The organism is Variovorax sp. MHTC-1, from assembly GCF_003984645.1.
Taxonomy (GTDB): Bacteria; Pseudomonadota; Gammaproteobacteria; order Burkholderiales; family Burkholderiaceae_C; genus Variovorax.
Map to the genome: position 1 here is coordinate 518,819 of NZ_RWKI01000001.1, position 20,486 is coordinate 539,304.

A 20,486-nucleotide genomic window follows, 5' to 3' on the forward strand; every position below is an offset into this window, starting at 1 on the left:
ATCCCTCTCGGGATTTCTCGATTCAAGCCACCGGTTTCCGGTGGCTTTTTTCTTGTCCGTCTGCGGCATCAGACAGGCAGCGCGATCAGGTCGTGACCCTCGGCGCCTACGATGCGGGCCCGAGTGAATTCGCCGACCTTCAGGGTCTTGCTGATCTTCTCGGGCGGCAGCAGCCGCACGATGCCGTCGATCTCGGGCGCGTCGGCGTAGCTCCGGCCCACCCCGCCCTTGCGCCCCATGCCCGGCGCTGAATCCACCAGCACCTGCATCGTCGCGCCGATGCGCTTCTGCAGCTTCGCGATCGACACCGCTTCGGCCACTTCCATGAAACGAGCGCGCCGCGCTTCGCGCTCGGTCTCGGGCAGCATGCCCGGGATCTCGTTGGCGGCCGCGCCCTGGACTGGGCTGTAGGCGAAGCAGCCCGCCCGATCGATCTCCGCTTCGCGAATGAAGGCGAGCATGTGCTCGAACTCCTTTTCCGTCTCGCCGGGGAAGCCCGCAATGAAGGTACTGCGGATCACGAGCTCGGGACACACTTCGCGCCAGCGCGCGATGCGCTCCAGGTTCTTCTCGCCGCTGGCGGGCCGTTTCATGCGTTTGAGCACATCGGGATGGCTGTGCTGCAGCGGCACGTCGAGGTAGGGCAGCACCTGGCCGCTCGCCATCAGCGGGATGACCTCGTCGACGCTGGGATACGGATACACGTAGTGAAGCCGCACCCAGGCGCCATAGGGCTCGGCGATTTCGCCGAGCGTGCGCACCAGTTCGAGCATGCGCGTCTTGACCGGCTTGCCGTCCCAGAAACCAGTGCGGTACTTTACGTCCACGCCATAGGCCGAGGTGTCCTGGCTGATGACCAGCAGTTCCTTGACGCCCCCTTCGAACAACGCCTTGGCTTCGCCCAACACGTCGCCGACCGGCCGCGACACGAGGTCGCCGCGCATCGAGGGAATGATGCAGAAGGTACAGCGGTGATTGCAGCCCTCGCTGATCTTCAGATAGGCATAGTGCCGCGGCGTGAGCTTCAAGCCTGCGATGCCGAACGCGTTCGGCACCAAGTCGACGAAGGGGTCGTGCGGCTTCGGCAGGTTCGCGTGCACCGCATCCATCACTTCCTGCGTCGCATGCGGGCCGGTGACGGCAAGCACGCTGGGGTGCATCTGGCGCACCAGGTTGCCCCCCTCTTCGCCCGTCTTGGCGCCCAGGCAACCGGTCACGATCACCCGGCCGTTGCCGGCCAGCGCCTCGCCGATTGTATCGAGGCTCTCCTTGACCGCGTCGTCGATGAAGCCGCAGGTGTTGACGATCACGAGGTCGGCGCCCTCGAAAGTCTTGGAGGTCTCGTAGCCCTCGGCACTCAACTGGGTGAGGATCAACTCGGAATCGGTCAGCGCCTTGGGGCAGCCGAGGCTCACGAAGCCGACTTTGGGGGCGGCCGGCGCGGCAATTCGTTCAGGGGAGGCAACTTCGCTCATATCCCCTTATTGTCCCAGCTATCGGGCTCCGCGCCCGATCTAGGGGCGCTTGATGCCAAAGGCGCCCAGAACCTGCTCCGTGTTCTTCTGCATCTGCTCCTGCATCTGCAGGAACACATTCTTCGATTGCTCGACGTAACTTCCCATCAGGCCCTGCAGCATCGGGGACTGCATGGTCATGAATCGGGCCCACATCTCGGGCGTCAGGTTCTGCGCCTTTTCAGCCAGTTGGGCCTGCACCTCCGTCATGGCCTGAATGTTCTTCTCGAGATACGGCCCCATGTAGCTCTGCATGGCCTGGCCGTAGAAACGGATGATGTTGCCCAGCACCTGCTCGGTGAACATCGGCGCGCCGCCGGCCTCTTCTTCGAGAATGATCTGCAAGAGGATGCTGCGCGTGAGGTCGTCGCCGCTCTTGGCGTCGCGCACCACGAAGGGCGCCTTGTCCATCACCAGTTGCTTGACTTCGGCGAGCGTGATGTAGGTGGAGGTTTCCGTGTCGTAGAGCCTTCGGTTGGGATACTTCTTGATCACCCGCTGTACCGGTTTGGCACCGGCGGATTTCTTGCTCTGCACTACGGACTCCTTCAGGTTTTCACGCCCAGGGGCGCGCAAACAAATTCTAGGGAGCGGTTTTGCTGCACCGCGACAAGGTTTACCCTGACGGGGAGCGTCAGTCCAGCGAAGTGGTGTACTCGGCGCCGCACACCTTGCAAACGGCCGATTCGGGGCGCTCTTCGGTGCTGTCGCGAAAGTGCAAGGGACTCTTGACGCCGTTGAAAACCCAGCAACGCGGGCAGTGCTCCTGGCCGGCCAGAGGCAAATAGCCTCGCGCCCGCTGTTCGGCACGCTCCCGCGTGACCGGAGCGCCCTGCCGCACCGTGCGCGCGACGTCTTCCGCCGCCATGGTGCCGGCCCGTCCGTTGGCTCGATCATTGAGTCCGTAGACCACGCGCGCGAATTCGAGCGGAGCCTGCCGCAACAGGGCGGCGAGACGAAGCTCCTCGAGTGCCGGGTCGCTCTCAGCCGCTGTCGTGTTCATCGGTTCCCTGAGTCAAGTGCTGTGGAGATGGCGGACGGCCAAGTTACCACAACTGACAGCGTATTCGCCAGTCGACGAAGGCAGTAGACCTTGTGTAGAGGGAGCCGGGGAACAGGAGGCCTGGGAGCGCAGGCAAACCGTTGGTTGAGCGGATGCTGCGATCAGGAAAATTGGTAGGCGCGATTGGACTCGAACCAACGACCCCCACCATGTCAAGGTGGTGCTCTAACCAGCTGAGCTACGCGCCTAAGGATGTGTCCGAGAAGCCGAGATTGTAGCAGGCCGCGAGGCCGCCTTTTTCAGCGACGACGCGCAGAACGCACACCGGTGACCGCAGCCACCACATTGAGGACCTGAGCGAGCCGCGCGGCATCGGCGATCTCGATCGTGAAAGTCATCCATGCGGTGCCCTTGACGGACTGCGTCTGCACGCCGATCACGTTCATCTTCTCGCGTGCGAACACGTCGGAAATATCGCGCAGCAATCCCTGGCGATCGGCGGCTTCGACCGCCACGTCCACCGCATAGACGGAGCCGGCATCGGCCTTCTGCTCGCCCCACTCGACATCGATCACGCGTTCGCCATCGCGCATGGCCATCATGCGGAAGCTGCTGCAGTCCGCGCGGTGGATGCTGACGCCGTGGCCTCGCGTCACGAAGCCGCGGATCGCATCGGGCGGCGCCGGCTTGCAGCACTTGGCGAGCTGCGTCATGAGCGAAGAGACGCCGACCACCAGCACACCGCCCTTGCCCGCGTTGCCGCCGGCGCGCGCCTTCTTGATGATCACCCCGTCGTCCGGACCAGGCGCGGGCTCCGGAGGACGCAGCAGCATCTCGATGTTGCGCAGCGAGAACTCGTCCTTGCCCACCACCTCGAACAGGTTGTCGGCCGACTTGAAGCCCAGCTGCGACGCGAGGTCGTCGAGCTTCAACGCGGTCTTGCCTTCGCGTTGCAGCACCTTCTCGACCGCCTCGCGGCCGCGCGCCACCGTCTCGTGCGTGATCTGCGCATTGAACCAAGCCCGCACCTTCGCGCGTGCGCGATGGCTCGCGAGGTAGCCCAGCTCTGCATTGAGCCAGTCGCGCGAGGGGCCGCCTTCCTTGGCCGCGATGATCTCCACCGTCTGCCCGTTCTGCAGCGGCGTGTTGAGCGGCACCATCGCACCGTCGACGCGCGCGCCGCGGCAGCGATGGCCCAGGCTGGTGTGCACCGTGTAGGCGAAGTCGACCGCCGTTGACCCCTGTGGCAATTCGACGATCGCTGCATCAGGCGTCAGCACGTAGATGCGGTCGTCGAAAAGCCCCTGCCCCTGCGAGCCGCCCGACAGGTCGCGCTCCCAGGCCAACAGTTGGCGCAGCACGGCGATCTTGGCGTCGTACTCGCCGCTCGCCCAGACCCCGGCATAGCCCTTGTGGCCCGCCTCCTTGTAGGCCCAATGCGCGGCCACGCCATGCTCGGCGTGATCGTGCATCTCTTCGGTACGGATCTGGATCTCGATCGGCTTGCCGGCCTGGCCGTCCACCACTTCGCGCACGACCGTGTGCAGCGACTGGTAGCCGTTGGGCTTGGGCCGCGCGATGTAGTCGTCGAACTCCTCGTCGATCGGCTGGAAATTCGAATGCACCCAGGCCAGCGCCGCATAGCAATCCTTGACGTCCGCCACCACCACGCGCAGCGCCATGATGTCGAACACCTGCGCGAAGTCGAGCGACTTGCCGCGCATTTTCTTGACGATGCTGTAGATGTTCTTCGGGCGTCCCTGCACCGTGGCCTTGACACCCTCCTCGGCCAATTCCCGTTCGAGGCGCGCACGCAACTGTTCGACGTACCCTTCGCGCTCGACGCGCTTCTCGTCGAGCAGCCGCGCGATGAGCTTGTAGGTCTCGGGCTCGAGAAAGCGGAAGGACAGGTCCTCGATCTCCCACTTGACCTGCCAGATGCCGAGACGATTGGCGAGCGGCGCGAACACCTGCAGCGATTCGCGTGCCACGCCCTCGGGCACCGGCTGCTTGCTTGCCGCCGCATGGCGCAGCGTTTGCAGGCGCGAAGCCAGCCGCAGCATCACGACCCGCAGGTCGCGCGAGAACGCGAGCAGCATCTTGCGCACGTTCTCGGTCTGCGTGCTCGCACCATCCGCCAGGTGCGCGCTGGCCGTGGCCGATCGCGCCTGCTTCTGCACATGCACGAGCTTGGTGGTTTCCACCGCGAGCGCCGCGAAGTTGTCGCCGAACACCTTGGCGATCACTTCTTGCGGCCGGTTCAGGTGCTGGCACGAATAGACCAGGTAGCTGGCCGCCTGCATCGCCTCCGATCCGCCCATGGCCGCGACGATCGCGGCCACTGCATCGGCATGCGCGAGGGTGTTCTCGCCGGTATCCAGCGTTTCGTCGACGATCAGCGGTTCGGCGAACGCACGCGCGCGCGCAAGCATGTTCTCGACCACCGGCGTGCGATCGGCCGTTGCCGCCGACAGCGGATAGTCCACCACGGCGGAGCCGGACAACGAGAGATTGGGCTGTTCGCGCTTCACTCGGTCGCTCCCTCCCAGGCAGCGTGATGGAGAGCAGGCTCGGTCATGAAACAGGGGAAGTCGCGATGAAGATAATTGTCTCGTTGCATCCTAATTCATCCGGAGATTGACCATCATGCTCAAAGGCAAAACCGCGCTTGTCACGGGGTCCACCAGCGGCATCGGCCTCGGTATCGCGAAGGCGTTGGCGCAACAGGGCGCCAACATCGTGCTCAACGGGTTCGGCGATGCCGACAAGCCGAGGGCAGAGATCGACGCGCTGGGCGTGAAGGTCGACTATCACGGCGCCGACATGAGCCAGCCGGCGCAGATCGAAGACATGATGAAGTTCGCGGCCGAAAAGTTCGGCCGCATCGACATCCTCGTCAACAACGCCGGCATCCAGCATGTCGCGAAGGTCGAGGACTTCCCTCCGGAGCGTTGGGACGCGGTGATCGCGATCAATCTCACCAGCGCCTTCCACACCACGCGTCTCGCCGTGCCTGCCATGCGCGAAGCCAACTGGGGCCGCATCATCAACATCGCTTCGGCGCATGGCCTCGTCGCCTCGGCCCAGAAATCCGCCTACGTGGCGGCCAAGCACGGCATCGTCGGCCTCACCAAGGCAGTGGCGCTCGAAACCGCGACCACCGGCATCACAAGCAATGCGATCTGCCCCGGCTGGGTGCTGACGCCGCTGGTCCAGAAGCAGATCGACGACCGCTCCGCGCGCGAAAGCATTTCGATCACGCAGGCGCAGAACGATCTGCTGGGCGAAAAGCAGCCTTCGCTGCAGTTCACCACGGTGGAACAGCTCGGCGGGCTCGCAGTATTCCTGTGCTCGCCGGCAGCAGATCAAGTCCGCGGCGTGGCGTGGCAAGTCGACGGCGGCTGGACCGCGCAGTAGTACAGCCCCGGGCTTTACTTCAGCTGCACCGAGCCCGAGACGTTGACGACAACGCTGGTCTTGCCCGCTTCGACTGGCACCGCCGCGTCATAGCTCATCTTCGACGAAGCCTCCATCGCCATCATGCGCGGCCGGATCGGCTCGCCCTGATTGGCGTTGACGGAGACTTCGCGCAAGGTGTAGCCGCCGAAGCCGAAGCCCTTGGCCAACTCGCCCGCCTTCTGCTTGAAGTTTTCGATCGCGATCGTTTGCGCCTCGGCCTCCACCTTGGCGCGCTGCTCGCGGCTCAGGCCGAAACCAATGCCGCCCACCGTGAGCGTGGAGACGCGACCCGCCGTCTGCGTGATGCGCGGAAAGTCCTTGCCTTCCAGCACCAGTTCGGTGGTGCCCTGCCAGCCGGTGATCTTGCCGTCGCGCGTGTAGCGCGGCACGAGGCTGAAATTCCCGGTGCGCACGTCGAGCAGGCCCGGCTGCGCATTCTTGCGCGCCTCGGTCAGGGCAGCGTCGAGCGCAGTTTTCAGTTGGGCCTGCACCGTCGCGGCATCGGCCGCATCGCGCGTGGTGCTGAGCGTCATGCTCAGCAGGTCCTGCTGCACTTCGACCGTTCCCGTGGCCGACAGCTGCAGCACGTTTTGCGGCGGCGCCCAGGGCGCGACCTGTGCCATGGCGGCGCCGGCGCTCATCATCAACACGGCACAGGCCGCGATTCGTCTGACAGTCTTGTTGTTCAAGGCAAGGAAACCCAAGTGGAGAAAAGAGAAAAAGCGTCGCGCCCGCAAGGGGGCGACGCTCACGGGCGCTGGCTGCGCGGCGCCACCCTCACCCTGCCGGTCGACGAGGGCGTGGGCGTCATCCGCTCGGCCGGCTGCGATTCTGCCGAGTGGACGATGTCCTGTCGCGGCGTCCATTGCTGGCGCACCTGCTGCCGCAGCTCGGCCAGTTCGGCGGCGGTCAGACGCCGGCCGGCCGCCGCTTCCTGGCGTCGCACCTCCTCGCGCTTGGCAGCCCGGTGGGCTTCCACCGCGTCGCGCACCTCGTTGCGCCGCGGGTCACTCACCCGCAGGAATCCCCAGGGTTCGGCCGCGGCGGGAACCGAGGAGCAAGCGAGCAAGACGGACAACGCGAGTACAGACGATTTCATGATGCTGAGTCAGGGAGGCAAAGTCACTGTGCCACCGCTGCGCATGGCGCAGACGTCTGGACGGCGAGCTCCCGCAAGTTTTGTAACTTAGTGTCAAAGCATTATGAAAAGCCGCTCAATGGGCTCCTAACGGCTTCAGAATCGGCGTTGTTACAAATTCAGCGTTGTAGAAATGAATCAAGCTCCAGCCCGCACAGACAAGATCGTCATCGTCGATGACGACGCCCGCATCCGCGACCTGCTGCGCCGCTACCTGACCCAGGAAGGTTTCGAGGTCATCGTTGCGGAAGACGGCAAGGCCCTCAACCGCATACTTTTGCGCGACACGGTCGACCTGATCGTTCTCGACCTGATGATGCCGGGCGAGGACGGCCTCTCGGTCTGCCGCCGCCTGCGCGCCGCCAACGACCGCACACCGATCATCATGCTCACCGCCAAGGGCGAGGACGTGGACCGCATCGTCGGTCTCGAGGTCGGCGCCGACGACTACCTGGGCAAGCCTTTCAACCCGCGCGAGTTGCTGGCGCGCGTGCATGCGGTGCTGCGCCGCCGCCCGCCGCTCGAGGCGCCGGGCGCGCCTTCGACCGACAACGAAACCGTGAATTTCGGCCCCTTCAGTTTCGACCTCGGGTCGCGCACGCTCAAGAAGGACGGTGAGGAACTCTCGCTGACCACCGGCGAGTTCGCCATGCTCAAGGCGCTGGTGCGGCATCCGCGGCAGCCGCTGTCGCGCGAAAAGCTGGCCCAGCTGGCACGCGGCCGCGAGTTCGAACCTTTCGACCGCAGCCTGGACGTGCAGATCTCGCGCCTACGCAAGTTGGTCGAATCCGATGCCGCGGCGCCGCGCTACATCCAGACGGTCTGGGGCGTCGGCTACGTGTTCGTGCCGGACGGCACGACCTGAAACGCTGACGCTCGTGGCCGCCACCCTCGGCCCCAAGACGACACAGCCCAGCCCCTTCGGCGAAGACGGCCCCCAGGTCACCTTGCCGAGCCCGCTGGAGGGCCTGGGCCAGTCCAGGCGCCGCCCCAGGCTGCAGCTCGGCCTCAGTCTCTTCTGGCGCACCTTTTTCCTGCTGGTGCTGCTCCTGATCGGCTGCACGGTCGCCTGGTTGCAGACCTTCCGCGCGCTCGAGTACGAGCCGCGCGCCATCCAGACCGCGCACCAGATCGCCTCGCTGGTGAATCTCACGCGCGCGGCGCTGGTGTATTCCGACGCCATCACCCGCGTGTCGCTGATCAAGACGCTGGCCGACCAGGAAGGCGTGCGCATACTGCCGCGCGAGCCGAACGACCGCTTCGTCCCCTACACCACCGGTGCGCTCGACCAGCGGGTGACCGAGGAGCTGATCGACCGCCTGGGCGAAGGCACGACTGTGGCCAGCCGCGTCAATGACGAGCCCGGGCTCTGGATCGGCTTCACCATCGAGAGCGACATGTACTGGCTGCTGCTCGACCCCACGCGCTTCACGCGGCTGGGCGGGCGCACCTGGCTGGTCTGGCTGGTGACGACGATGATGCTGTCGCTGGCCGGCGCGGCCCTGATCACTCGCCTCATCAACCTGCCGCTCAAGCAGCTGTCGCGGGCCACGATGCAGGTGCGCGAAGGCGAGTACGAGGCGCACCGGCTCGACGAACGTGCGCGCACCAACGAGATCCGGGCGGTCAACGTCGGCTTCAACCGCATGGCCGACCAACTCGCGAAGATCGAGCAGGACCGCGCCGTGATGCTGGCCGGCATCTCGCACGACCTGCGCACGCCGCTCGCGCGCCTTCGGCTCGAAACCGAGATGAGCGTGACCGACGAGGACGCGCGCGACCACATGGCGGCCGACATCGCGCAGCTCGATGCCATCATCGACAAGTTCCTCGACTACGCGCGCCCCGACCATGTCGACTTCAAGCCGGTGCTGCTGCGCGACGTGATCGATGCATGTACCTACGCGGTGCAGGACCACGAGGACATCCGAATCACGGTGGAGGTGCCGGCCGACCTGCGCGTGATGGCCGACGAGGTCGAGCTCCAGCGCGTGATCTCGAATCTGATCGAGAACGCGCGGCGCTACGGCAAGACACCGTCCACCGGCGTCGCCGACGTCGCGATCCAGGCGCAGGCGCACAACGACGCGGTGCTCATCAAGGTGCGCGACCACGGCGCCGGCGTCGCGCCCGCCTTGCTGTCGCAGCTGAGCAAGCCCTTCTTCCGCGGCGACGTGGCACGCACCTCGGCCGCGGGCGCCGGGCTCGGCCTGTCGATCGTGACGAAGAACATCGAGCGCATGGGCGGAACCTTCGCGCTCACCAGCACGCCGGGGCGCGGCCTCGCGGCGCATATACGCATGCCGCGTGCCGCCGCTGTCAAGCCCGAAGTACCGGCGGTCAAGTAGCGCCCGGTTCGGGAAACACCGCGGAACCGGCTTTGCCGGGCCGCTGGTGTTGCCCCCGGCGAGGGGGTTGGCGTAGCGACACGAAGTGCGCGCAGCCTGAGGGAGAGCTTGTTCTTCAGCGGTGAAGCAGCGCGACGGCGCGCGCTTCCATCGCCCGGCCCTCCCCGACCGGCCCGAGCTTCTCGGCCGTCTTCGCCTTGACATTCACCTGATCCACGGCGATTTCAAGCGCGGCCGCGATGCGCGCGCACATGGCCGGGATGTGCGGCGCAAGCTTCGGCGCCTGCGCGATCACGGTGCTGTCGACGTTGCCGATTTGCCAGCCCGCGGCACGCACGCGGCGCGCGGCCTCGGCCAGCAGCGCGGCGGAATCGGCGCCGCGGAACTGCGGATCGGCGTCGGGAAAGTGCCGGCCGATGTCGCCGAGTCCGGCCGCACCAAGCAACGCATCGGTGATCGCATGCAGCAGCACATCGGCATCCGAATGGCCGAGCAGGCCGGTGCTGTGCGGTACCTCGACGCCGCCCAGGATCAGCTTGCGGCCCGCCACCAGCTGGTGGACGTCCCAGCCCTCGCCTACACGAATATTGAAAGCGGTCATGGCTGTGCGACGCGCCGGCTGTGCAGAAGCGCCTCGGCCAGCGCGAAGTCCTCGGCATAGGTCAGCTTGAAATTCTGCGCGCTGCCCGGCACGAGGAGCGGCGCGAGGCCGATCGCCTCGATCGCGCCGGCTTCGTCGGTCACCGCATCGCCGGCGCGCTCCAGCGCGTCGAGCAGCATGCCGATGCGGAACATCTGCGGCGTCTGGGCCAGCCACTTGTCGGCGCGGGTCAGCGTGCCCGCCACCCGGCCCTCCGGCGAAGCGACCTTGAGCGTGTCCGGCAGGCGATGGGCCAGCAGGCCGCCGACGGCGTCGTGCTCGCAGGCGGCAATCAGGGCTTCGATCTGCGTCGGCGTGACCAGGCAGCGCGCGGCATCGTGCACCAGCACCCAGTCGTGGGGGCCGGCGCCGAGCTGCCGCAAGGCCATGAGACCGTTGCGCACGGTGGCGGCGCGCGTTGCGCCGCCCACGTGCAGCAGATGTTCTCTCTCGGCCGGGAAGCGCGGCAAGGCGGCCGAGACCTCGCGATCTTCCGGCGACACCACCAGCGCGATACCCGCAAAGCGCCCCGCGAGCGCGCGGAACGCGTCGAGTGTGTGGCGCACCATCGGCCGGCCGGCGATGCGCTGGTATTGCTTGGGTGCCGTGCCGCCCGCGCGGTTGCCCGAGCCCGCACAGGGGATCAACACGAAAAGACGGGAAGCGATCATGGGGTCGGGCGCGAGCGGCAAAAAGGCAGCCATTCTAGAATCGGCCGTCACACCCCTCGCCGGCCGGCGCGGGGTGTTCTGCATTTCTCCAACACTTCATGGACCTTCCCCAACTCACCGCAGGCAAGCGTTTCACGCTGCCCCGCCCGCCCCTGTCGGCCGACGCGCTGCTGCTCGCCCAATTGGCCGAGCGCGAGAAGGCGGCAGGCCGCGCCACCGCCGTCTTCACCGCCGACGCGAACGACGCCCAGCGGCTGATCGACGAGATCGCCTTCTTCGCACCCGAGCTGCGCTGCGCCCTCTTCCCCGACTGGGAGACGCTGCCCTACGACAACTTCTCGCCGCACCAGGACCTGATCAGCGAACGGCTCGCCACGCTCTGGCGCATCAGCCAGAAAGAGGCCGACGTGGTGTTGGTGCCGGCCACGACGGCGCTCTACCGCCTGGCGCCGCCTGCCTTCCTGGCAGGCTACACCTTCCATTTCAAGAGCGGGCAAAAGCTCGAGGAATCCAAGCTCAAGGCCCAGCTCACGCTGGCCGGCTACAGCCACGTGACGCAGGTCGTGAGCCCGGGCGAGTACGCGGTACGCGGTGGCCTGATCGACCTGTTCCCGATGGGCTCGCCGATGCCTTTCCGCGTCGACCTGTTCGACGACGAGATCGACTCGATCCGCAACTTCGACCCCGACACCCAGCGCAGCCTCTACCCGGTGCCCGAGGTGCGCTTGTTGCCGGGCCGCGAGTTCCCGATGGACGACGATGCCCGCGCGCGCTTTCGCAGCCGCTGGCGCGAGCTGCTCGAGGGCGACCCCACGCGCAGCCGCATTTACAAGGACATGGGCAACGGCGTCGCCACCGCCGGCATCGAGTACTACCTGCCGCTCTTCTTCGAAGAGACGGCGACGGTGTTCGACTACCTCGGCGCCGACACCACGGTGGTGCTGCACGGCGAGCTCGAGCCCGCGTTCCAGCACTTCTGGCAGGACACCGGCGAGCGCTATCGATTGGTGCGCGGCGATCCTGAGCGTCCCGCGCTGCCGCCGGAAGCGCTGTTCTTGAATGCCGAGCAGTTCTATCAGCGCGCCAAGCCGTTGGCGCAACTCGCGGTGCGCGGCGAAGCCACGCCCGAGTCACCCTACACCGAGTTCGATCTGCTGCCGCCCTTCGCCGTCGTGCGCGGCGCCGACGACCCGCTGGTCAAGCTCAAGGAGCACATCCGCACGACGCCGCACCGCGTGTTGCTGATCGCCGAGAGCGACGGCCGGCGCGAGAGCCTGCTCGACTTCCTGCGCGCCAGCGGCGTCGCCCCTCCGGCCTTCGATACGCTGGCCGAGTTCGAGGCCTCGCTGGACGAGAAGATCGGCATCGCGACCGGTGCGCTGGTCGCCGGCTTCGCCTGGCGCGAACAGGGCATCGACTTCGTCACCGAGACCGAGCTCTTCGCCACCGCGCCGGCCACCCGGCGGCGCAACAAGAAGCAGGAGCAGGTCAGCGACGTCGAGGCGCTGATCAAGGACCTGAGCGAGCTCGCCATCGGCGACCCGGTGGTGCATTCGGCGCACGGCATCGGGCGCTACCGCGGCCTGGTTCACATGGACCTCGGCCAGGGCACCGATGCCGAGGGCAAGCCGCTGCTGCAGGAGATGCTGCACCTGGAATACGCCGACAAGGCCACGCTCTACGTGCCGGTCTCTCAGCTGCACCTGGTCAGCCGCTACACCGGCGTCAGCGCCGACGAGGCGCCGCTGCACAAGCTCGGCTCCGGCCAATGGGAAAAGGCCAAGCGCAAGGCGGCCGAGCAGGTGCGCGACTCCGCCGCCGAGCTGCTCAACATCTACGCCCGGCGCGCGGCGCGCCAAGGCCACGCCTTCCGCTTCTCGGCCGCCGACTACGAGGTGTTTGCCAACGACTTCGGATTCGACGAGACGGCCGACCAGAAGGCTGCGATCCACGCGGTCGTCCACGACATGATCTCGCCGCAGCCGATGGACCGGCTGGTCTGCGGCGACGTCGGCTTCGGCAAGACCGAGGTCGCGCTGCGCGCCGCCTTCGTCGCGGTCACCGGCGGCAAGCAGGTCGCCTTCCTGGCGCCCACCACGCTGCTGGCCGAGCAGCACTACCAGACGCTGATGGACCGCTTCGCCAAGTGGCCGGTCAAGGTCGCCGAGATGAGCCGCTTCCGCTCGACCAAGGAGATCAATGCGGCCGCCAAGGGCCTGGCCGACGGCAGCGTGGACATCGTGGTCGGCACGCACAAGCTGCTCTCGCAATCGGTCAAATTCAAGAACCTCGGCCTCTTGATCATCGACGAGGAACACCGCTTCGGCGTGCGCCACAAGGAGGCGATGAAAGCCATGCGCGCCGAGGTCGACGTGCTCACGCTCACCGCCACCCCGATTCCGCGCACGCTGGGCATGGCGCTCGAAGGCCTGCGCGACTTGAGCGTGATCGCCACCGCGCCGCAGCGGCGCCTGGCGATCAAGACCTTCGTGCGCAACGAGGGCACCGGCGTGATCCGCGAGGCCGTGCTGCGCGAGTTGAAGCGAGGCGGGCAGGTCTACTTCCTGCACAACGAGGTCGAGACCATCGAGAACCGGCGCCAGAAGCTCGAGCAGATCCTGCCCGAGGCGCGCATCGCCGTCGCCCACGGCCAGATGCCGGAGCGCGAGCTGGAGCGCGTGATGCGCGACTTCGTGGCCCAGCGCTACAACCTGCTGCTGTGCTCGACCATCATCGAGACCGGTATCGACGTGCCGAGCGCCAACACCATCGTGATGAGCCGCGCCGACAAGTTCGGCCTGGCCCAGCTGCACCAGCTGCGCGGCCGCGTCGGCCGCAGCCACCACCAGGCGTACGCCTACCTCATGGTGCCCGACACCGAGGGCCTGACCAAGCAGGCCGCGCAGCGGCTCGACGCCATCCAGCAGATGGAGGAGCTCGGCTCCGGCTTCTACCTCGCGATGCACGACCTCGAGATCCGCGGCGCCGGCGAGGTACTGGGCGAGAACCAGAGCGGCAACATGATGGAGATCGGCTTCCAGCTCTACAACGAGATGCTGGCCGAGGCCGTGCGCTCGCTCAAGGCCGGCCAGGAGCCCGACCTGCTCGCGCCGCTGTCGGTGACCACCGAGATCAACCTGCACGCGCCAGCCCTCCTGCCGGAGGACTACTGCGGCGACGTGCACTTGCGCCTGTCCTTCTACAAGAAGCTCGCGACCGCGAAGACCTCCGACCAGATCGATACGCTGCTGGAGGAAATCGTCGACCGCTTCGGCAAGCTGCCGCCCCAGGCGCATACGCTGATCGACGTGCATCGGCTGCGCGTGCTGGCGCGGCCATACGGCGTGGTCAAGGTCGATGCCGCGCCGGGCGTGATCCACATCACCTTCAAGAAGGACCCGCCGGTCGACTCCATGAACATCATCGCCCTGATCCAGAAGAACAAGCACATCAAGCTCGCAGGCAACGAGAAGCTTCGCATCGAGCGCGAACTCAAGGAGCCCAAGGAGCGGGCCCAGATGGTGCGCGACGTGCTGCGCAGCCTCGGGCAACCCAAGGTGCAACAGGAAGCGGTAGTCGCATGAACGCCAAAGAGATCTCCCCCGGCCTGGCCGTGCGCGGCATCACGCCGCCGCTCGCGCTCGCCGACTTCAAGCTGATCGCCTTCGACATGGACTCCACGCTGATCAACATCGAGTGCATCGACGAGATCGCCGATGCGGTGGGCAAGAAGGCCGAGGTCGCCGCCATCACCGAAGCCACGATGCGCGGCGAGATCAAGGACTTCAAGGAAAGCCTGCGTCGCCGCGTGGCCTTGCTGAAGGGCGTGCCGGTCGATGCGCTGCAGCAGGTCTACGACCAGCGCCTGCAGCTCAACCCCGGCGCGGCCGAGCTGGTCGCCGCCTGCAAGGCCGCCGGCCTCAAGGTGCTGCTGGTCTCGGGCGGCTTTACCTTCTTTGCCAACCGCGTGAAGGACCGGCTGGGCCTCGACTTCGCGCGCTCCAACCTGCTCGACGAGGCAGACGGCCGGCTCACCGGCCGCGTGGTGATGCAGTCGTGGGGCGACATCTGCGACGGCGCCGAGAAGCGCCGCACGCTGCTGGAGGTCGCTTCCCTGCTCGGCATCTCGCCGGGCGAAGCCATCGCGGTCGGCGACGGCGCCAACGATCTGCCGATGATGGCCGAAGCCGGCCTTTCCGTGGCCTACCACGCCAAGCCCAAGGTGCGCGAACAGGCCATGGTCGCCATCGACGACGGCGGGCTCGACCGGCTCCTGGAAGTGCTGCGCTGAGGCGCAGCCGGAAACCGGTTTCTCCCTACGGCAAAAGCGGCTTGCGATGTCCTAGGGTTATCTTCAGTTTCGCGGCGGGCGCCTTGGGTGCTTGAATGACCTTCCAACAACGAAGGAGACGAGATGAAGCGCCGCCAGTCCCTCGCTGCCATGAGTGCAGCCGTTGCCGCCGTGGTTTTTCCCGGGCTCGCCCATGCAGCCTATCCCGAGCGCCCGATCACGCTGATCGTGCCCTGGGGCGCAGGCGGCGGCACCGATGCCGTGGCCCGCATCATCGCGGCCGAGTTCGAGAAGGAGCTCAAGCAGCCGATCAACGTGGTCAACCGCACCGGCGGCAGCGGCGTGGTCGGCCACCAGGCCATCGCCTCGGCCGCGCCCGACGGCTACACGCTGGGCATCATCACCGTCGAGATCGGCATGATGCGCCACGCGGGTCTCACGCAGCTCTCGGGTGCCGACTACACGCCGCTCGCGCTGATGAACTTCGATGCCAACGCGATCTTCGTGCGCAGCGATTCGCCCATCAAGAGCGCCAAGGAACTGCTCGATGCCGCGCGCGCCGCCCCCGGGAAGATGAAAGCCAGCGGCACCGGCCAGGGCGGCATCTGGCATCTGGGCCTCGCCCAGTGGCTGGTCGACAACAAGCTGCCCGGCAATGCGATCGCCTGGGTGCCGAGCCAGGGCGCCGCCCCCGGGCTGCAGGACCTGATGGCCGGCGGGGTCGACGTGGTGTCGTGTTCGCTGCCCGAGGCGCGGTCGCTGATCGACGCCGGCAAGGTGCGCCCGCTGCTGCTGCTTGGCTCCAAGGCCGACGCCATCTTTCCCAATGTGCCGCTCTACACCGACGCCGCCGGAAAGATGTGGAACGCCGGTGCCTGGCGCGGCATCGCCGGTCCGAAGGGGCTGCCTGCGGACGTGAGCGAACGGCTCGCCGCCACGCTCAAGAAAATCTTCGACGGCAAGGCCTACCAGGACTTCCTCGCCTCGCGCGGTTTCGGCGCGCTCTATGCGGACCGCGGCGAGTTCACAAAGTTCATGGCCGAGAAGGACGCCAGCTTCGCCGTCGCGATGAAGGCAGTGGGCATCGCCAAGTAAGCGCGACCCCGTTCAATGCGCATCCATGACAGCCTGATCGGCGGCGTGCTGCTGGTGCTGGCCCTGGCCGTGCTCTGGCACATCCAGGGCTTTCCGCCAGCGGCCGGCCAGGACTACGGGCCGGCCGTGTTCCCCGGACTCGTCGCCTGCGGCCTTGCGCTGTCGTCCGCGGTGCTGATGTGGCAAGGCCTGCGAGCGCACCAGCCGTGGCTTCGGCTCGGCGAGGGCATGCGTTCCCCGCGCCATCTGGCGGCCTTCGTGCTCACCATCGCCGGCACGGTGTTCTACATCCTGCTGTCGGAGAAGCTGGGCTTCGTGCTGTGCAGCGTGCTGGTGCTCTTCGCGCTGCAGTGGGCATGCGGCGTCCGACCGCGCACCGCGGTGCTCGTGGCCATCGTCGCAACGCTGGTGATCCACACCGGTTTCTACAAGCTGCTCAAGGTGCCCCTGCCCTGGGGCGTTCTTCAGCGCTGGGCCTGGTAAGGAGCGCCGCCGATGGAATCTGTCTGGCTCGCCATGCAGATGGTCGCCACGCCGACCGTGTTGATCGTGATGCTGCTGTCGGGCGTTTTCGGCATGTTCGTCGGCGCCGTGCCCGGCCTCACGGCCACCATGGCCACGGCGCTGCTGGTGCCGATCACCTTCTTCCTGCCGCCGGTGCCGGCGGTCGCAGCGATCGTCACCGCGACCGCGATGGCGATCTTCGCTGGCGACGTTCCCGGCGCGCTGCTGCGCATTCCCGGCACGCCGGCCTCGGCGGCCTACACCGACGAGTCCTACGCGATGACGCGCAAGGGCCACGGCGAGACCGCGCTCGGCATCGGCCTGGTGTTCTCATGCATCGGCGGCCTGTTCGGCACCGCCGTGCTGATCGTCGCCGCGCCGGCGCTGGCCGAGGTCGCGATCAAGTTCAGCTCCTTCGAATACTTCTGGCTCGTCGTGCTGGGCCTGACCTGCGCGGTCTTCATCACCAGCGAGACGCCGCTCAAAGGACTCATCACGCTGTTCCTCGGCCTGTTGATGGGCTGCGTGGGGCTCGAGAACCCGGCGGGGCATCCACGCTTCACTTTCGGCAGCGCGGACCTGCTGGGCGGCCTGAGCTTGATTCCGGCCATGATCGGGATGTTCGCGGTCTCCGAGATCCTGCGCTTCACCGTGACCACCGACCGCATCGGCAGCTTCACCAAGCAGATCGGCTCGGTCTTCGCGGGCATGGGCGGGCTGATGAGGAAATACGCCAAGCAGACGCTGCGCGGCAGCGTGCTGGGCACGGCCGTGGGCATCCTGCCCGGCGCCGGCGCCGACATCGCGGCCTGGATGTCCTTTGCGATGAGCAAGAAGCTCTCGAAGGAACCCGAGAAGTTCGGCACGGGCCATCCAGAGGGGCTGGTCGAGGCCGGCGCCGCCAACAACAGCGCCATCGCCGGCGCCTGGGTCCCAGCGCTGGTGTTCGGCATTCCCGGCGACTCGATCACCGCCATCGTGATCGGCGTGCTCTACATGAAGAACATGAATCCGGGGCCGATGATCTTCATGAACAACCCGCACAGCGTCTATGCGGTGTTCATCGTCTTCATCCTCGCCAACCTGCTGATGCTGCCGCTGGGCTGGGCCTGCATCAAGGCCTCGGCGCGCATCCTGCGCCTGCCGCGCAACGTGCTGATGCCGATCATCCTGGTGTTCTGCCTGGTGGGTTCCTTCGCCATCAACAACGCGCTGTTCGACCTCTGGATCCTGCTGGGCTTCGGCGTCGCGGCCTGGCTGCTGGAAGAAAACGGCTTCCCCGTCGCGCCCGCCATTCTCGGCATGCTGCTCGGCAAGATGCTCGAAGAGAACTTCATCACCTCGATGATCAAGTCCGACGGCAGCTGGCTGCCCTTCGTCGAGCGGCCGATCGCCGCCGGCCTGGCGATCTTCACGATCCTCGTGTGGGTCGGCTCGGGCGCCATGGCCTGGCGGCGGCAGCGGCGACGGCTGCAACCAGCTTCAGCCGCCTGAAACCCATGAACAACACCTCCATCCGCTACGACGCCGCCGCTCTCGCCCGGTTCGCCACGCAACTGCTGCGGCATGCCGGCCTGGCCGAAGCCATGGCGCAGACCGTGGCAGATACGCTCGTGCAAGGCGACCTGCTGGGCCACGACACGCACGGCCTTGCGCTCCTGGCCGGCTATGTGAAAGAACTCGAGGCCGGCACGATGACGCGCGAGGGCCCACCGCTCGTCGTGTCCGACCGGCCCGCCGCGGTTCTGTGGGACGGCCGCCGCCTGCCCGGCCCTTGGCTGGTGCACCAGGGCCTCGATCTGCTGCTGCCGCGCGCCCGCGAGCTGGGCACCGCCTCGCTCGTGATCCGTCGCAGCCATCACATCGCGTGCCTCGCGGTCTACCTCCTGCGCGCGCTCGAAGAAGACATGCTGCTGGTGCTCGCCTGCTCCGACCCGAACGCGGCCAGCGTCGCGCCCTTCGGCGGAACGCAGGCGGTGTTCACGCCCAATCCGCTGGCGCTGGGTTTTCCGCTTTCGGAGGGCGGCGTGATGGTCGACATCTCGGCCTCCATCACCACCAATGGCATGAGCAACCGCAAGCACAAGTACGGCGAGCTGTTCGACGAGGAATGGCTGATCGATGCGCAGGGCCGCCCGAGCAGGGATCCCGCGGTCCTGTTCGCCCAGCCGCCCGGCACGCTGCTGCCGGTCGGAGGCCTGAGCCATGGCCACAAGGGTTACGGCCTGGCGCTGCTGGTGGAGGCGCTGACGGCAGGACTCGCAGGCCATGGCCGTGCCGACGCGCGCGAAGGCTGGGGCGCCACCGTGCACCTCACGCTGCACGACCTGCAGGCCTTCGGCGGCAAGGCGGAGTTCCTGCGGCAGATGGACCATCTGGCCGCCCAATGCCGCGGCAACGCACCGATCGACGCGGCCAACCCGGTACGCGTTCCCGGAGAACGCGGGCTGCAGCGGCGCGCCGAGCAGCTCGACCAGGGCGTGCGCCTGCACCCTTCGATCGCGCCCTCGCTGGAGGACGCCGGGCAGCGCTACGGCCTCCAGCTCGCCGACGCGCTGCGCTGAAAGCAGGGCCGGTTCAGAGCGCGGCGCCGAGCCGCGCGATGCCCTCTTCGATCTTCTCCACGTTGGCGGTCGCAAAGCTCAGGCGCAGCGTCGCGACATCGGGCTTCTCGGCAAAGAAAGGCGCGCCCGGCACGAAGGCGACCAGCTTTTCGATCGCGCGCTGGGCCAGCACGCTGGCATCGGCCAGCTTGCCGTTCGCGCCCGTGAGCCGGGCCCAGAAGAACAGGCCGCCGCCCGGTTGCTCGAAGGCGATCGCGTCGCCGAGCTCGCGTTTCAGTGCCGCGCCCATGGCCTGGGCGCGTTCGCCATAGACCTTGCGCACGTGCGCCAGCGTGTCCGGCATGCGGCCGCTCTTCAAATACTGCGCGGCCGTCGCCTGCGCGAAGGTGCTGGTGTGCGCATCGCTGAACTGCTTGCACATGGTGGCCTTCGCAAGCAGCTCGGCCGGCGCGATCATCCAGCCGATGCGCAGGCCCGGGCTCAGCACCTTGCTGAGGCTGCCGCAGTGCGCCACCAGCTCGCGGCTGCCCGGCACTTCGCCGGTGAGCGACATGATCGAGGGCGGCGGCGCCTTGCCAAAGTACAGGTCGCCGTAGGGGTCGTCCTCCACCATCAGCGTCTGGTACTTCACCGCCAGCTCCAGCACCTTCTTGCGCCGCGCCAGGCTCAGCATGGCGCCGCTCGGGTTGCCGAAGGTCGGGATCAGGTAGACGAACTTGGGCTTGTGCTCGGCGATCAGCTGCTCGAGCTTGTCGACGTCGACGCCGTCGGCGTCGATGGGCGCGCTGATCAGCTGCGCGCCGTAGAGGCGGAAGCACTGGATGGTGGCGAGGAAGGTCGGGCCTTCGACGATCACCTTGTCGCCGGGCGAGATCAGGGTCTTGCCGAGCAGGTCCAGCGCCTGCTGGCTGCCGGTGGTCACGATCAGGCCGCTGGGATCGACCTCGACGCCCTTGCCCTTCATGAAGGCACTCAACTGCGTGCGCAGCGGCTCGTAGCCCTCGGTCGCGCCGTACTGCAGCGCGCCGCCGGGCTCCTCGGCCAGCGCCCTGGCGCTCGCTTCCTTCAGGCCTTCGACGTCGAACATCGCGCTGTCGGGAAAGCCGCCCGCGAAGCTGATGATGCCTGGCTTGCCCAGGAGCTTGAAGAGTTCGCGGATGGCGGAGGTTTCGACGTTGTCGAGGCGGGTGGCGAATTGCATGGCGGTCTTCTGCGAAAGAGGAGGTTGCGATTGTCGCAAGTTCCGCTGACATCCCTAC

The 20,486-nt window shown here is 67.0% G+C and carries 18 protein-coding genes and 1 tRNA gene; 9 read left to right on the forward strand and 10 right to left on the reverse strand.

Annotation, left to right across the window (positions count from 1 at the left end; translation table 11 throughout):
* Positions 1-68 precede the first annotated feature (68 nt).
* The 5 genes from rimO to EJI01_RS02475 form a co-directional block, all read right to left on the reverse strand.
* A complete protein-coding gene (rimO, locus tag EJI01_RS02455) occupies positions 69-1,475 on the reverse strand; it encodes a 30S ribosomal protein S12 methylthiotransferase RimO (protein ID WP_126835507.1) in 1,407 nt (468 codons plus the stop codon).
* A 39-nt stretch (positions 1,476-1,514) separates the two neighbouring features.
* A complete protein-coding gene (gene phaR, locus EJI01_RS02460; RefSeq protein WP_185878788.1) occupies positions 1,515-2,051 on the reverse strand; it encodes a polyhydroxyalkanoate synthesis repressor PhaR in 537 nt (178 codons plus the stop codon).
* Positions 2,052-2,148: 97 nt separating this feature from the next.
* Entirely contained in the window at positions 2,149-2,517 is a 369-nt protein-coding gene (locus EJI01_RS02465; RefSeq protein ID WP_126835509.1) for a hypothetical protein, read from the reverse strand.
* Positions 2,518-2,688: 171 nt separating this feature from the next.
* A tRNA-Val gene (locus tag EJI01_RS02470) sits at positions 2,689-2,765 on the reverse strand.
* A gap of 51 nt (positions 2,766-2,816) precedes the next feature.
* Positions 2,817-5,048: a RelA/SpoT family protein gene (locus EJI01_RS02475; protein ID WP_126835510.1), complete on the reverse strand. Its 2,232-nt coding sequence runs from the start codon at positions 5,046-5,048 to the stop codon at positions 2,817-2,819.
* A 115-nt stretch (positions 5,049-5,163) separates the two neighbouring features.
* Between EJI01_RS02475 and EJI01_RS02480 the strand changes: the two genes are divergently transcribed.
* Entirely contained in the window at positions 5,164-5,934 is a 771-nt protein-coding gene (locus tag EJI01_RS02480) for a 3-hydroxybutyrate dehydrogenase (RefSeq protein ID WP_126835511.1), read from the forward strand.
* 14 nt (positions 5,935-5,948) lie between these two features.
* Here EJI01_RS02480 and EJI01_RS02485 read toward each other — a convergent pair whose 3' ends face one another.
* Together EJI01_RS02485 and EJI01_RS02490 are read right to left on the reverse strand one after the other, a co-directional pair.
* Positions 5,949-6,620, reverse strand: a complete 672-nt coding sequence (locus EJI01_RS02485; protein WP_126835687.1) for an SIMPL domain-containing protein — start codon at positions 6,618-6,620, stop codon at positions 5,949-5,951.
* Positions 6,621-6,724: 104 nt separating this feature from the next.
* On the reverse strand, positions 6,725-7,075 hold the full coding sequence (locus EJI01_RS02490) for a hypothetical protein (protein WP_126835512.1): 351 nt from the start codon (positions 7,073-7,075) through the stop codon (positions 6,725-6,727).
* A 172-nt stretch (positions 7,076-7,247) separates the two neighbouring features.
* Between EJI01_RS02490 and ompR the strand changes: the two genes are divergently transcribed.
* Positions 7,248-7,979, forward strand: coding sequence for a two-component system response regulator OmpR (gene ompR, locus EJI01_RS02495; protein WP_028250078.1), 732 nt, complete (start codon positions 7,248-7,250; stop codon positions 7,977-7,979).
* Between the two features lie 82 nt (positions 7,980-8,061).
* Positions 8,062-9,462, forward strand: coding sequence for a sensor histidine kinase (locus tag EJI01_RS02500; protein WP_126835688.1), 1,401 nt, complete (start codon positions 8,062-8,064; stop codon positions 9,460-9,462).
* A 115-nt stretch (positions 9,463-9,577) separates the two neighbouring features.
* Here the strand turns inward: EJI01_RS02500 and ispF are convergent, their stop codons facing one another.
* Together ispF and ispD are read right to left on the reverse strand one after the other, a co-directional pair.
* A complete protein-coding gene (ispF, locus tag EJI01_RS02505) occupies positions 9,578-10,063 on the reverse strand; it encodes a 2-C-methyl-D-erythritol 2,4-cyclodiphosphate synthase (RefSeq protein WP_126835513.1) in 486 nt (161 codons plus the stop codon).
* Positions 10,060-10,773: a 2-C-methyl-D-erythritol 4-phosphate cytidylyltransferase gene (gene ispD, locus EJI01_RS02510; protein WP_126835689.1), complete on the reverse strand. Its 714-nt coding sequence runs from the start codon at positions 10,771-10,773 to the stop codon at positions 10,060-10,062. Before ispD ends, ispF begins: the two co-directional genes overlap by 4 nt.
* Positions 10,774-10,871: 98 nt before the next feature.
* Between ispD and mfd the strand changes: the two genes are divergently transcribed.
* The 6 genes from mfd (at position 10,872) to EJI01_RS02540 (ending at position 19,227) form a co-directional block, all read left to right on the forward strand.
* Positions 10,872-14,357, forward strand: a complete 3,486-nt coding sequence (gene mfd / locus EJI01_RS02515; protein WP_126835514.1) for a transcription-repair coupling factor — start codon at positions 10,872-10,874, stop codon at positions 14,355-14,357.
* Positions 14,354-15,064, forward strand: a complete 711-nt coding sequence (gene serB / locus EJI01_RS02520; protein ID WP_126835515.1) for a phosphoserine phosphatase SerB — start codon at positions 14,354-14,356, stop codon at positions 15,062-15,064. Before mfd ends, serB begins: the two co-directional genes overlap by 4 nt.
* A 123-nt stretch (positions 15,065-15,187) precedes the next feature.
* Positions 15,188-16,159 carry a tripartite tricarboxylate transporter substrate binding protein gene (locus EJI01_RS02525; protein ID WP_126835516.1) on the forward strand — a complete coding sequence of 324 codons (972 nt, stop codon included), beginning with the start codon at positions 15,188-15,190 and terminating at the stop codon, positions 16,157-16,159.
* A gap of 15 nt (positions 16,160-16,174) precedes the next feature.
* On the forward strand, positions 16,175-16,642 hold the full coding sequence (locus EJI01_RS02530; RefSeq protein ID WP_126835517.1) for a tripartite tricarboxylate transporter TctB family protein: 468 nt from the start codon (positions 16,175-16,177) through the stop codon (positions 16,640-16,642).
* A gap of 12 nt (positions 16,643-16,654) precedes the next feature.
* Positions 16,655-18,157, forward strand: coding sequence for a tripartite tricarboxylate transporter permease (locus EJI01_RS02535; protein WP_126835518.1), 1,503 nt, complete (start codon positions 16,655-16,657; stop codon positions 18,155-18,157).
* Positions 18,158-18,162: 5 nt separating this feature from the next.
* Positions 18,163-19,227, forward strand: a complete 1,065-nt coding sequence (locus tag EJI01_RS02540) for an Ldh family oxidoreductase (protein ID WP_126835519.1) — start codon at positions 18,163-18,165, stop codon at positions 19,225-19,227.
* A 13-nt stretch (positions 19,228-19,240) separates the two neighbouring features.
* Here EJI01_RS02540 and EJI01_RS02545 read toward each other — a convergent pair whose 3' ends face one another.
* Complete coding sequence (locus tag EJI01_RS02545) at positions 19,241-20,428, reverse strand: PLP-dependent aminotransferase family protein (protein WP_126835520.1); 1,188 nt, start codon at positions 20,426-20,428, stop codon at positions 19,241-19,243.
* Between the last annotated feature and the right edge of the window lie 58 nt (positions 20,429-20,486).